This window comes from Acidovorax sp. GW460-11-11-14-LB4, from assembly GCF_059423685.1.
In genome coordinates this window covers 18,423-31,414 of record NZ_JBWKYJ010000007.1, presented here as the reverse complement: position 1 = coordinate 31,414, position 12,992 = coordinate 18,423, and the positions used below count along the sequence as shown (strand labels likewise).

The 12,992-nt window shown below is 64.9% G+C and carries 13 protein-coding genes; 7 read left to right on the top strand and 6 right to left on the bottom strand.

Going from position 1 to position 12,992, the window contains the following annotated elements; genetic code table 11:
* The first annotated feature begins 23 nt into the window (after nucleotides 1–23).
* A complete protein-coding gene (locus AC07X4_RS05060; RefSeq protein ID WP_494739443.1) occupies nucleotides 24–1,061 on the top strand; it encodes a DctP family TRAP transporter solute-binding subunit in 1,038 nt (345 codons plus the stop codon).
* A 177-nt stretch (nucleotides 1,062–1,238) separates the two neighbouring features.
* On the opposite strand, the gene AC07X4_RS05055 is transcribed toward AC07X4_RS05060, so the two are convergent.
* From AC07X4_RS05055 to AC07X4_RS05045, 3 genes are all read right to left on the bottom strand, one after another.
* Nucleotides 1,239–1,571, bottom strand: a complete 333-nt coding sequence (locus tag AC07X4_RS05055; protein ID WP_494739442.1) for a nucleotide pyrophosphohydrolase — start codon at nucleotides 1,569–1,571, stop codon at nucleotides 1,239–1,241.
* A gap of 73 nt (nucleotides 1,572–1,644) precedes the next feature.
* Nucleotides 1,645–2,577 carry a 2-hydroxyacid dehydrogenase gene (locus AC07X4_RS05050; RefSeq protein ID WP_494739441.1) on the bottom strand — a complete coding sequence of 311 codons (933 nt, stop codon included), beginning with the start codon at nucleotides 2,575–2,577 and terminating at the stop codon, nucleotides 1,645–1,647.
* A 43-nt stretch (nucleotides 2,578–2,620) separates the two neighbouring features.
* Complete coding sequence (locus AC07X4_RS05045; protein WP_494739440.1) at nucleotides 2,621–4,477, bottom strand: ABCB family ABC transporter ATP-binding protein/permease; 1,857 nt, start codon at nucleotides 4,475–4,477, stop codon at nucleotides 2,621–2,623.
* Nucleotides 4,478–4,604: 127 nt separating this feature from the next.
* Here AC07X4_RS05045 and AC07X4_RS05040 point away from each other — a divergent pair, with 127 nt between their 5' ends.
* Complete coding sequence (locus tag AC07X4_RS05040; RefSeq protein ID WP_015012492.1) at nucleotides 4,605–5,027, top strand: acyl-CoA thioesterase; 423 nt, start codon at nucleotides 4,605–4,607, stop codon at nucleotides 5,025–5,027.
* Between the two features lie 60 nt (nucleotides 5,028–5,087).
* Here the strand turns inward: AC07X4_RS05040 and AC07X4_RS05035 are convergent, their stop codons facing one another.
* The 3 genes from AC07X4_RS05035 to AC07X4_RS05025 form a co-directional block, all read right to left on the bottom strand.
* On the bottom strand, nucleotides 5,088–5,645 hold the full coding sequence (locus AC07X4_RS05035; protein WP_099731258.1) for a bactofilin family protein: 558 nt from the start codon (nucleotides 5,643–5,645) through the stop codon (nucleotides 5,088–5,090).
* Between the two features lie 150 nt (nucleotides 5,646–5,795).
* Entirely contained in the window at nucleotides 5,796–6,281 is a 486-nt protein-coding gene (locus tag AC07X4_RS05030) for a thioesterase family protein (protein ID WP_056059361.1), read from the bottom strand.
* A gap of 105 nt (nucleotides 6,282–6,386) precedes the next feature.
* A complete protein-coding gene (locus tag AC07X4_RS05025; protein WP_260666245.1) occupies nucleotides 6,387–7,184 on the bottom strand; it encodes a crotonase/enoyl-CoA hydratase family protein in 798 nt (265 codons plus the stop codon).
* Nucleotides 7,185–7,475: 291 nt separating this feature from the next.
* Here AC07X4_RS05025 and AC07X4_RS05020 point away from each other — a divergent pair, with 291 nt between their 5' ends.
* Genes AC07X4_RS05020 through AC07X4_RS05000 form a run of 5 tightly spaced genes read left to right on the top strand, consistent with a single transcriptional unit; the run spans nucleotide 7,476 to nucleotide 12,951 of the window.
* Nucleotides 7,476–8,351 (top strand): branched-chain amino acid ABC transporter permease, encoded by an 876-nt coding sequence (locus tag AC07X4_RS05020; RefSeq protein WP_056059365.1) that lies wholly within the window; start codon nucleotides 7,476–7,478, stop codon nucleotides 8,349–8,351.
* 3 nt (nucleotides 8,352–8,354) lie between these two features.
* Nucleotides 8,355–9,431, top strand: coding sequence for a branched-chain amino acid ABC transporter permease (locus tag AC07X4_RS05015; protein WP_057229158.1), 1,077 nt, complete (start codon nucleotides 8,355–8,357; stop codon nucleotides 9,429–9,431).
* Nucleotides 9,428–10,267: an ABC transporter ATP-binding protein gene (locus tag AC07X4_RS05010; protein ID WP_494739439.1), complete on the top strand. Its 840-nt coding sequence runs from the start codon at nucleotides 9,428–9,430 to the stop codon at nucleotides 10,265–10,267. The genes AC07X4_RS05015 and AC07X4_RS05010 overlap by 4 nt, the downstream gene beginning before the upstream one ends.
* Entirely contained in the window at nucleotides 10,264–11,088 is an 825-nt protein-coding gene (locus AC07X4_RS05005; protein ID WP_494739438.1) for an ABC transporter ATP-binding protein, read from the top strand. Before AC07X4_RS05010 ends, AC07X4_RS05005 begins: the two co-directional genes overlap by 4 nt.
* Nucleotides 11,089–11,094: 6 nt before the next feature.
* Nucleotides 11,095–12,951 carry an AMP-dependent synthetase/ligase gene (locus tag AC07X4_RS05000; protein ID WP_494739437.1) on the top strand — a complete coding sequence of 619 codons (1,857 nt, stop codon included), beginning with the start codon at nucleotides 11,095–11,097 and terminating at the stop codon, nucleotides 12,949–12,951.
* The last annotated feature ends 41 nt before the right edge of the window (nucleotides 12,952–12,992 follow it).

The window sequence follows — 12,992 nt, the reverse complement described above, 5'->3', positions numbered from 1 at the left end:
TTTCTAACCAGGAGACTGAAACAATGAAACTGCGCACCTTCCTCACTTCCGCCGTGGCCGCTGCCGCCGCCCTGGCGTTCACCGCCCCAGCCGCCATCGCGCAGACCGCGTACAAGAGCGAGTACCGCATGTCGCTGGTGCTGGGCACGGCCTTTCCCTGGGGCAAGGGCGGCGAGCTGTGGGCCAACAAGGTGCGCGAGCGCACCCAGGGCCGCATCAACATCAAGCTCTACCCCGGGGTGTCGCTGATCCAGGGCGACCAGACGCGCGAGTTCAGCGCGCTGCGCCAGGGCGTGATCGACATGGCCGTGGGCTCCACCATCAACTGGTCGCCCCAGGTCAAGGCACTCAACCTGTTCTCGCTGCCCTTCCTGTTCCCTGACTACGCCGCCGTCGATGCAGTGACGCAGGGCGATGTGGGCAAGCAGATCTTCGCCACGCTGGACAAGGCCGGCGTCGTGCCCCTGGCCTGGGGTGAAAACGGCTACCGCGAAATCTCCAACTCCAAGCTGGCCATCAAGAGCCCCGCCGACCTCAAGGGCCTGAAGATCCGCGTGGTGGGCTCGCCCCTGTTCCTGGACACCTTCACCGCACTGGGCGCCAACCCCACACAGATGAGCTGGGCCGACGCGCAGCCCGCCTTCGCCAGCGGCGCCGTGGACGGCCAGGAGAACCCCATCGCCGTGTACCAGGCCGCCAAGCTGCATACCGTGGCGCAGAAGCACATCACCATGTGGGGCTACGTGAACGACCCGCTGGTGTTCGTGGTGAACAAGGACATCTGGGCTTCGTGGACCCCTGCGGACCGCGAGATCGTGAAGCAGGCCGCCATCGACGCCGGCAAGGAAGAAATCGCCATCGCCCGCAAGGGCATGGTCGAGGCCGACAAGCCCCTGCTCAAGGAAATCGCCGCCAACGGCGTGACCGTCACGCAGCTGTCCGCCGCCGAGCGCGACGCGTTCGTGAAGGCCACGCGCCCCGTGTACGAAAAGTGGAAGGGCCAGATCGGCGCCGACCTCGTGGGCTCTGCCGAGAAGGCCATTGCTGCACGCAAGAAGTGACCCTTGAGTGGGCCCGTCCGTCACCGGTGCGAGCAGTCGCCTGGTGTTTGCCAAAGCCCCGCCATGGCGGGGCTTTTTGCTGGGCGGGCGCGAAAGCAACAGCTGGGGACGTGCCCGCTATTCCACTATCCATTTGATAGCATTAAAGGCGTATTGCACTAGCGCTACCGGCCGCTTTCATTTCAAACCATCGGGAACTGGGTGCTTGACCGCGTTTTTGCGCAGCTTGTGCTCCACGGCCTCCGCTAGGTCCACGCCCGCGTGGTCCGCGAGCTGCAGCAGGTACAGCAGCACGTCGGCCACCTCATCGGCAATGGGCTCCTTCAGCGCCGGGTCCTCACGCACGGCGAGCGACTGTTCCGGTGTCATCCACTGAAAGATCTCGGCCAGCTCGGCCGCCTCGACCATCAGCGCCATCGCCAGGTTCTTGGGGGTGTGGAACGGCTGCCACCGCCGCTCCGCCGCAAACGCGCGCAACCGGGTCTGCAGCGCCGTCAGATCGACAGACATTCCATTGCTCCTGATTCAATAGCTAGCAGCGCATATTCCACTGGCGCTATCGACCTGCACAGCCCCAAACCGGTCACACCGGCGTGACCGGCGCCTCACCCGCCAGATGGCGCCGGGCGTTCTCCATGAACCGGTCCACCGAGGCCTGCACGGCTTCGGGCGACCAGCCCGCCACATGGGGCGTGAGCACCACGTTGTCCAGGTCCAGCAGCTCGGCCGGAGGGGCGGGCTCGCTCTCATACACATCCAGCCCTGCGGCAGCAATGCGGCCGTCGCGCAGCGCGGCGGCCAGGGCGGCGGTGTCGATCACGCTGCCGCGTGCGATGTTGACCACCACGCCCCGCGCGCCGAGCGCCGTCAGCACGTCTGCGTTGACCAGGTGCCTAGTGCCCGCGCCGCCCGGCGTGGCGACCACGAGAAAGTCCGCCCATTCGGCCAGCGCCGTGACATCGGCAAAGTAGCGGTAAGGCACATCGGTTCGCGCACTGCGGTTGTGGTAGCCCACCTCGATCTCGAAGCCCAGCGCGCGCTGGGCAATCTTCTTGCCGATGGTCCCCAGGCCGATGATGCCCAGCCGCTTGTGCGACACGTTGGGCGGCAGCGGCAAGGCCGTGCGCCAGATGCCGGCGCGGGTGGCCTTGTCCAGCGGCAGGATGCGGCGCTGCGCCGCGATCAGCAGGCCCCAGGTGTGGTCGGCCACGCAGTCGTCGTTGGTGCCTGCACCGGTGGCCACCACAATGCCGCGCGCCTTGGCATGGGCCACCGCCACGTTCTCGTAGCCTGCGCCCAGCGCGCAGATGAGTGTGAGCGCGGACAGCGCATCGATCTGCGCCGGGCTCAGGCCCACCGCACCGATGGTGAGCACCACACGCACGCGGCTGCCGTGCTGCGCGATGGCGGTGGCGGCCTGCGGTGCATCGGGGGCGTAGATCACTTCAAAGGTCTGGGCCATCTGGGCGATGTGCTCTTCAGACAAAAACATGAGGGCAAGAAGGACGGGCTTCATGGATCAAAAATCGCGGAGCAAATAAAAGAGAGAGGGATGCCGCTCACGCGGCAGCATCGCTTTGCTGGAGCGACCACATGCTGGCGTAGCGGCCGCCGAGGGCCAGCAACTGCGCGTGCGTGCCGCGCTCGATGATGCGGCCCGCGTCCATGACCAGGATCTCGTGCGCGTCCACCACCGTGGACAGGCGGTGGGCAATCACCAGCGTGGTCTTGTTCTGCGCCACGCCCTGCAGCTCGGCCTGGATGGCGCGTTCGTTGGCGGAGTCCAGCGCGCTGGTGGCCTCGTCAAAGATCAGGATGGGCGGGTTCTTGAGCAAGGTGCGGGCAATCGCCACGCGCTGCTTTTCACCGCCCGAGAGCTTGAGCCCCCGCTCGCCGACCATGGTGGCGTAGCCCTTGGGTGTGCTGGCGATGAAGTCGTGGATGCGCGCGGCGCGGGCGGCGGATTCGATCTCGTCCTGGCTGGCGCCAGGGCGGCCATAGGCGATGTTGTAGGCCACGGTATCGTTGAACAGCACCGTGTCCTGCGGCACGATGCCAATCGCCTGGCGCACGCTGCCCTGCGTCACGCTGCGGATCTCCTGCCCCGCAATGGTGATGCGCCCCTGCTGGATATCGTAGAAGCGGAACAGCAGCCGCGCCAGCGTGCTCTTGCCCGAGCCCGAGGGCCCCACCACCGCCACCGTCTTGCCCGCCGGGATCTCGAAGCTGATGCCTTGCAGGATGGTGCGCCCGCCCTTGGCGTCATAGGCAAACACCACGTCCTCGAAACGCACGGTGGGCTGGTCCAGCCCCGCCAGCGGATGGGCGCCCGGGGCGTCAGCCACCTCGCGCTCCTTGTCCATCAGCGTGAACATCTTGTCCAGGTCGGTCAGGCTCTGCTTGATTTCGCGGTAGATCACGCCCAGAAAGTTGAGCGGGATGTACAGCTGGATCATGAAGGCATTGACCATGACCAGGTCGCCCAGCGTCATGCGGCCATCGACCACGCCCTGCGTTGCGCGCCAGAGCATGGCCACCAGGCCCACGGCAATGATGAGCTGCTGGCCGGTGTTGAGCAGCGACAGCGTGGTCTGGCTTTTCAGCCGCGCGCGGCGCAGACGCTCCAGGCTTTCGTCATAGCGGCGGGCCTCGAAGCCTTCGTTGTTGAAGTACTTCACCGTCTCGTAGTTGAGCAGCGAATCCACGGCCTTGGAATGCGCGGCCGAGTCGAACTCGTTGGCCTCGCGGCGGAACTGGGTGCGCCACTCGGTCACCAGCACCGTGAAGAGGATGTACAGCGCCAGCGCCGCCAGCGTGATCCACGCAAACCAGGCGTCGAACTTGATGGCCAGCACCGACAGCACCAGCACCACCTCAACCAGGGTGGCGACCACGTTGAACAGCGTGAACGAGATCAGCGACTCGATGCCGCGCACACCGCGCTCGATGTCACGCGTCATGCCACCCGTCTGCCGCTCCAGGTGAAACCGCAGGCTCAGGGCGTGCAGGTGCTCAAAGGTCTGCAGCGCAATCGAGCGCGCTGCGCCCTGCGTGGCCTTGGCAAACACCAGCTCGCGCAGCTCGGTGAACAGCGAGGTGGACAGCCGCAGCGCGCCGTAGGCCACCAGCAGCCCCACCGGCACCACCAGCAGCGCGGCGGGGTCGCCCGGCTTCAGGCTCATGGCATCGACCAGCGTCTTGAGCAGGATGGGCACGCCCACGTTGGCGAACTTGGCGCCCACCATGAAGACGATGGCGGCTATCACGCGCCATTTGTATTGCCACAGGTAGGGCAGCAATCGGTGCAGGGTGACCCAGTCCGACTGGACCGGTGCGGGACTGGCGGCCGTGCCACTGGCGGTGGCACCGGGCGCGCTGGCGGCGGCAGGGGGGGAGGTTTCGCCGTGGTGGCGCATGGGGGACAATTCCGGTTGTTGTTTTTACCGACCTGGCTGATGCCCAGGTGGCTTTTTCAGGGCGCGAGGCCTTGTGAAACCACCGGTTTCCCCAAGGATTGGCTCAGCCCCAACCGAGATTGTGCCCATGTCTGCCGTTTTCAGCCCACCACCCGCCGCATTGCCCACCGACAAGGAGCTGGTGCTCAAGGTCATCCCCATGCCCGCCGACACCAACGGCAATGGCGACATCTTTGGCGGATGGGTGATGGCGCAGGTCGACCTGGCGGGCTCCGTGCTGCCCGCGCGCTACATCCAGGGCCGCATGGCCACGGTGGCGGTCAATGAATTCATCTTCAAGCAGCCCGTGCGCGTGGGCGATATCCTGTCGTTCTTCTCGGCCATCACGCGCGTGGGCAACACCTCGGTCACCGTGGAGGTGGAGGTGTATGCCGAGCGTTTTTCTGCCCAGGGGCAGTATGTGAAAGTGACGGAGGCGCGCCTGACCTATGTGGCCATCGACCACCAGGGCAGGCCGCGCCCGGTGCCCAAGCACAACGCGCCTGCGTGAGCCACCGAACGGAATCGAACAGACTGCCCGCGCCTATCGGGGCGCGGCTGTGAGTGCAGATCAGGCTGCCAGCGCGGCTGGCTCAGCCCTCAAGGGGGCTGCTGCCCGCTGTGTGCTGCTGGACGACGATGCGGAAAAACCGGCCTCGATCTCTCCCGCCAGCTGTCCACCCTCTTCCACCACCAGTTTGCCGTAGCGGATCTTGCCGTTGACCTTGCCGGTGCTGTAGATCACCAGCTTTTGCCGCACGGTGAGTGTGCCGTTGAACTCGCCGTGGATCTCGGCAATGTCGATCTCAGCCGAGCCCTTGAAGGCGCCGTGCTCCGAGATCTGGATCACGCGCGAATCCATCGTGGCCTCGACCGTGCCTTCGACCACGAGCGTGTCGCAGTCGGTGATCTCCACGCCCTTGAGCTTGATGTTCGGGCCCACCGTGAGCTTGCTGCCCGAGCTGTCGCTGGCACTGGCCGACTTGGGGGCAGCCGGAGCAGGCACCGGCTGCGCAGGTGCGGCGCTGCTGGCCGCCGTGCCGCCCAATACGGAGCCTGAGGTGGTGCTGCTGCGGGGTTGGAACGACTCGGGTTCACGCTTGCCAAAGAAAGGGTTTTGCACGGCCATCAGATCTCCTTGAAAAGAGAGTCATCGTAGGTTTCGTGCCCCTGGAAAGATGCCTTCGTTACGCAAGAACGGTAACCAAACGGTTCTCTCGTAGCATGCGCTTGCAAGGCTTGCGGGATCACACATCCCGCGCACGGCAGCACGCCCGGATCAAGAAACGATGTAAGCCGCAGCCCCCGCCGACATGATCTGCCCATCCGGCCCCAGAAACTCCATGCGTGTCGTGGCGACACGCGATCCCAGCCGCAACACCTGCGCGCGCAGCTCAAAGTGGCTGCCAATGCCCGGGCGCAGGTAGTCGATGCGCAGGTCGATGGTGCCCAGCTTGGCAAAGCGGTGCAGGCGCTGCTCGGGCGGCTCGTCCAGGTGCTTGGCGCCAATCGCAGCCATCACGGCCAGGCCGCCCATGGCGTCGAGCCCCGCACTGATCACGCCACCGTGGATGCGGTTGTAGGCGTAGTGACCCACCAGGTCGGGCTTCATGTCGATGCGTCCCACCACGCCGTCAGGCGCCAGGGCGGTGACCTTGAGCCCCAGGACCTGGTTGAACACGATCTTTTCTTCAAAGATGGACTTGAGCCCGGCGATGAACTCGGGCTCAAAAGCCTGTGGCTGGGGGGAAATGGTTTTGCTCATGGTGTGCTGTGTGCGGACCTGCAGCGCGCTGCGCCCATCGGTCCGATGGCTCCTGTTTTTATAGCTGCTGGCGCTTGATACACAAGCACCTGGAGGCATTTTGACTTAAAACTGGCCGTGGCGTCCCTGCCCAGCCGCAAACCGCGAGGCGCCACGCAGCGCGTCGGCCAGGCATTCGCGGCCACCCGCCCACTCCTGCAGCAAGGCCTGCTGCAAAGGCAAGCCCTCGGCGGCCAGCGCGCTGGCGCGGTCTGCACGCAGGGTGGCCTGCGGGAAGGCGGCCAACTGATGTGCCAGCGCCAGGGCGGCCTCCAACGCCTGCCCGGCAGGCACCACGCGGTTGCACAGCCCCATGCGCAGGGCTTCGGCAGATTCCACCTTGCGCCCGGTCAGGATCAGGTCGAGCGCGTGTGACAGCCCGACAAGGCGCGGCAGGCGCACGGTGCCGCCATCGATCAGCGGCACGCCAAAACGGCGGCAGAACACGCCCATGTAGGCGTCCTCCGCCATCACGCGCAGGTCGCACCACAGTGCCAGCTCCATACCGCCGGCCACAGCGGCGCCTTCGATCGCTGCGATCACCGGCTTGGACAGATGCAGGCGACTCGGCCCCATGGGCCCAGGCGGGTGTACCGCATCGGCCGTGAAGTCCAGCGTCTCGGCGAGCGCCTCGGGCGTGACGCCGGCGGCCAGCAGACGCGCGCCCGACTGCAGATCCCAGCCCGCACAAAAATGCCCGCCAGCGCCCTGGAACACCGCCACATTGGCGCTTTCATCGTGCTCAAAGGCCAGAAAGGCCGCATGCAGTGCGCGGGCGGTGTCGGCATCCACCGCGTTGCGCACATCAGGCCGGCGCAATGTCACCAGCGTGACACCGCCTTGCGTTTCAACCTCTACGGACATGCGGCTCTCCTGTGGTCCGGTGCTCAGAACTTGTTCACCCACCCGACGTTACTCCTATTGCGCAGGGTGCAGCGCTGCGTCAATATCCGCCGCTACCCGCTCGCCCACCCCATCAGGGTTAGCCCCGAGTGCGGTATGCACAGCACGCGTGCACCATTATTTATGCAAAGCAATCGCTTTGTAAAAATATTCTGCAGGACCTGCGCAAGCAACGATGCACCTGGCACATGCCCACAAGGCATACGCCCCGCTCTTACCCGCTTTGCGTATCACTTATTCTGGAGAGCCAGTGTGCAATTTGTGCAACTGTTGATCAGCGGTGTCTCCCAGGGGTGCATCTACGGCCTGATCGCGCTGGGCTTCGTGCTCATCTACAAGGCCACGGAGACCGTGAGCTTCGCCCAGGGCGAACTCATGATGCTCGGCGCCTTCTGCGGGCTGGCACTCATGACGGTGCTGGGCTTTCCCTTCTGGGTGGCCGTGCTCGCCAGCATCCTGGCCATGGGCTGCTTTGGCGTGGTGCTGGAGCGCGCCGTGATCCGTCCCATCCTGGGCCAGCCCGCCTTCTCCATCGTCATGCTCACCATCGGCATCGGCTACGTGCTGCGTGGGCTGGTGACCATGATCCCCAACATCGGCACGGAAACTCACACGCTGCCCGTGCCCTACAAGGACCTGTCGTTTCGCCTCGGTGCACTGGTGCTCAACGCCGAGCAGCTGGTGGTGATCGGCGCCACAGGCGTGTTGTGTGTGCTGCTGTTTGCCATGTTCCGCTACAGCAAGCTGGGCATCGCCATGCAGGCGTCGTCGCAGAACCAGCTGGCCGCCTACTACATGGGCATTCCGGTGCAGCGGCTCAACGGCCTGGCCTGGGGCCTGGCCGCCGCTGTGGCGGCGGTGGCGGGCCTGCTGCTGGCGCCCATTACCTTCGTGCACGCCAATATGGGACTGATCGGCCTCAAGGCCTTCCCGGCCGCCGTGGTCGGTGGGTTCGGTAGCCTGCCGGGCGCCATCGTCGGCGGACTGGTGATCGGCATCGTCGAATCGCTCTCTGGCTTCTATCTGCCCGATGGGTTCAAGGACACGGCCGCGTACATCGTGGTGCTGATCATGCTGATGGTCAAACCCAACGGACTGTTCGGCGAGAAGCTGAGAAAGAAAGTCTGACCCATGCGCTTTCTCTTCAAGACCTCGTACGAGCAAGACATTCGCCTCGCCAAGCATGGCGGGCATGTGTTCTGGTACAGCCTGCTGTGCCTGGCGCTGGTCGCCGCGCCCTGGGTGGCGCCGGAGTACTGGCTGGCGCAGCTCACCTTTGTGCTCATCTACGCCATCGTGGGCCTGGGGCTGATGCTGCTGGCGGGCTTCACCGGCTTGTTCTCGCTGGGGCACGCAGCGTTTCTGGGCGTGGGGGCGTATACGCAGGCAGTGCTCACGGGAATGGGCTGGCCGTTTGCGCTGTCGCTGGCCTGCGCGGCGGGGCTGTCGGCCGCTGTGGGCGTGGTGGTGGGCCTGCCCGCATTGCGCGTCAAGGGCATCTACCTGGGCATGGCCACGCTGTCGTTCGGGTTCATTGTGGAAGAAGTTTTTGCGCGCTGGGAGTCGGTGACCGGCGGCAACTCCGGCAAGCACCTGGTACCGCCACAAATCGCGGGCTACTCGTTCGAGACCACGGAGTCGTTCTACTTTTTGTGCCTCGTGATTGCGGTGGTCAGCACGCTGGCCATCCTGAACCTGCTGCGCTCGCCCACGGGCCGTGCGTTTGTCGCCATCCGTGATTCAGAGATCTCCGCACAGAGCATGGGCATCCACCTCGCGCGCTACAAGACGCTGTCGTTCTCCATATCGGCCGCACTGGCAGGCGTCGGCGGTGCGTTGTACGCGCACAAGCTGCAGTTCATCTCGCCCGACCAGTTCAACATCCTGCAGTCCATCGACCTGCTGCTGATGATCGTGATCGGCGGGCTGGGCTCGGTGCATGGTGCCTTTCTGGGCGCGATCTTCCTGATCTCCATGCCACAGCTCATCTCCCTGGGCAAGGACTGGCTGCCGGACTCCATCGGCCAGTCACCCGGCCTGCAGGCGGTGGTGTACGGCGTCGTGCTGATCGCGTTTGTGCTGTTCGAGCCCATGGGGCTGTATGGCCGCTGGCTCAAGGTGCGCACCTGGCTGCAGATGTTCCCGTTCTACCGCAAGGGCCTGTTCAAGCGGCAGAAATCGTTTCAAAAATCAGATCGGCTGAAATGAACAACGAAATCCTGCTCAGCGCCCAGAACCTCAGCGTGCGCTTTGGCGGCGTTCTCGCGGTCAACAACGTGAGCTTTGACGTGCGCCGTGGAGAGGTGTTCACCCTCATCGGCCCCAACGGCGCGGGCAAGACGACGGTGTTCAACCTGATCAGCCGCATCTATACGCCCACCACCGGCACCATCGCCTATGCGGGCCCGGGCGGGGCCCTGCTGCCACTGACCGACCAGCCGCCGCACAAGGTGGCAGGCCTGGGCATTGCACGCACCTTCCAGAACATCGAACTCTTCGAGCACGCGAGTGTGCTGCACAACCTACTGATCGGCCGCCACACCCGACAGCACAGCAGCCTGTGGGCCGAGATGTTCTTCACGCGCAAGGTGCGCGAAGGGGAAATTCAGGCCCGGGAGAAGGCCGAGCAGGTCATCGATTTTCTCGACTTGCAGCACTACCGCGACACCATGGTCGCCGGCCTGCCCTACGGCGTGCGCAAGGTGGTGGAGCTGGCCCGTGCGCTGTGCACCGAGCCGCAGTTGCTGCTGCTCGACGAGCCCTCGTCGGGCCTGAACGTGGAGGAGACTGACGACATGGCCTTCTGGATCCAGGACATCCAGCACGAGCTGGGCATCACCGTGCTGATGGTGGAGCACGACATGTCGCTGGTCTCCAAGGTGTCCGACCGCGTGCTGGCCATGAACCAGGGCGAGGTGGTGGCGATGGGCACTCCGCGCGAGGTGCAGACGCACCCCGGCGTGGTCGAGGCGTATCTGGGCACCATCGACGATGTGAGCAACCTGCGCCGTCCGGCGGGTTCACAAATGGGGGTTCGGGCATGAGCGCCGTACTTTCCGCCGTCAACACATCTGCAGCAGCGGTTGCTGCAGCTGACCAGCCCCTGCTGCGCCTGCAGAACGTGGAGAGCGCCTACGGCCCCATCAAGGCCATCCGGGGCGTGAGCCTGCAGGTGCGGCGCGGCGAGATCGCTGCCGTGCTGGGCAGCAACGGCGCCGGCAAGACCACCATCCTGAAGACCATCAGCGGCATCATCGACCCGCGCAAGGGCTCCATCGAATTCCAGGGCGCCGACATCACCGCCCACGACCCGGCAGCCATCGTGCGCCGGGGCCTCATGCATGTGCCCGAGGGGCGCGAGGTGTTTGCACTGCTCTCGGTGCGCGACAACCTGCTCATGGGCGCCTACACGCGCAGCGATGCGGACGCCGTGGCCCGCGACATCGAAACGGTGTATGGCTACTTCCCCATCCTGAAGGAGCGCGCCGCGCAGGACGCCGGCCTGCTGTCAGGCGGGCAACAGCAGATGCTGGCCATCTCGCGTGCGCTCATGGCCAACCCCGAGCTCATCCTGCTCGACGAGCCCAGCCTGGGCCTGTCCCCCAAGCTCACCAAGGAGATCTTCGAAATCGTGGTGCGCATCAACCGCGAGCGCGGCACCACCATCCTGCTGGTGGAGCAAAACGCCAACATGGCGCTCAACGCATCGGACTACGGCTATGTGCTGGAGAACGGCCGCATCGTGATGGAAGACAGCTGCGAGCGCCTGCGCGAGAAGGACGACATCAAGGAGTTCTACCTTGGGATGAAAGATGTCGGCGTGCGCGGAGAGCGGCGCTGGAAGAAAAAGAAGACCTGGAGATAAGCGCAAATGTCTAACCTCTGGGAACTCGATCACATCCAGCCCGCAGGCACCGACGTGCTCGCGGGCGACACCATCGCCGCCATGTTCTGGAACGCCGTGGCCGAGCGCGGCCCGCGCGTGTGGATGCGCCAGAAGGAGCTGGGCATCTGGAAGAGCTGGACCTGGGACCAGACGGCCGAAGCCGTGCGGGAGATTGCGGGCGGCCTGATGTCGCTGGGTTTTGCGCCCGGCGAATGTGCATCCATTCTGTCCAACACCAACATCGAATGGGTGCTGGCCGACCTGGCGGTGCTGAGCTGTGGCGGCGTGTCCAACGGCATCTACCCCACTGATGCTGCCGCGCAGGTGCACTACCTGAGCGAAGACTCTCGCACCACCGTGCTGTTTGTGGAAGACGATGAACAGCTCGACAAGGCCCTGGAAGTGCGCAGCAGCCTGCCCCTGCTGCGCAAGGTGGTGGTGTTCGACATGGAAGGCCTGCGCAGCCTGAACGACCCCGATGTGCTGAGCCTTGCGGGCCTGCGCGAGCTGGGCAGGGCCTGGAATACGCAACACCCCAACGCGCTGATGCAGCGCGTCAAGGCCTGCCGACCCGAAGACCTGGCCATTCTGGTGTACACCTCGGGCACCACCGGCAAGCCCAAGGGCGCCATGCACACGCACGCCGCGCTCACCTACACCGTGCGCGGCTACAACACGCTGATCTCGCGCAGCGAGGCGGATGAGACCATGTGTTTTCTGCCGCTGTGCCACATTGCCGAGCGCATGGGGGGCGAATACTTCTCGCTCTACACCGGCGCGCGCCTGAACTTTGTGGAGAACCCCGACACCGTGCCCGAGAACGTGCGCGAGATCGCGCCCACGGTGTTCACCGCCGTACCCCGGGTGTGGGAGAAGTTCTATTCGGGCGTGATGATCGCACTCAAGGAATCGACACGCATGCAGCAGGCAGCCTATGCCTGGTCGATTGGCGTGGGCACCCGCATCGCAGATCGGGTGCTGGCCGGACAGCCGGTGGGCGGTTTGCTGAAGGCGCAGTTCATGCTGGCGCGCTTTCTGGCGCTCAACAATGTGCGCAAGCTCATCGGCATCCACCGTGCGCGCTTTCTGGTCACAGGCGCAGCGCCCATTTCGCCCGATCTGGTGAAGTGGTACCTGGCGCTGGGCGTGCCCATGCTGGAGGTGTGGGGCATGACCGAGACCTGCGGCGCCTCCACTGGCGTACCCGCCAGCCGCATCAAACCCGGCTCCATCGGCCCGGCGGCCAGCTACAACGAGGTGCGCATCGACCCCGCCACGGGCGAGATCCTGGTGCGTGGCCCCAATGTGTTCAAGGGCTACCTCAACCAGCCCGAGAAAACCGCCGAAACCATCGACCCCGAAGGCTGGCTGCATACGGGCGATGTGGGTCTGATCGACGCCGATGGCTACCTTCGCATCACCGACCGCATGAAGGACATCATCATCACGGCGGGCGGCAAGAACATCACGCCGAGCGAGCTGGAGAACGAACTCAAGTTCAGCCCCTACATCACCGATGCGGTGGTGATTGGCGACAAGCTGCCCTACCTCACGGTGATCATCATGATCGACCAGGAGAACGTGGAGAAGTACGCACAGGACAACGACGTTCCGTTCTCCAACTACGCCAGCCTGACCCGCACGCGCGAGGTGCAGGAGCTGATCCAGAGCGAAATCGACCGCGTGAACGCCAAGTTCGCCCGCGTGGAGCAGATCAAGAAGTTCTTCCTGCTCGACACACAGCTCACTGCCGAGGACGAAGAGCTGACACCCACCATGAAGCTCAAGCGCAAGCTGGTGCAGCAGAAGTACGCACCGCAGATTGAGGCGATGTACCGGTAGGTGCGCACGTCACGCAACCGCAGGCCACGCCCATCAGGATA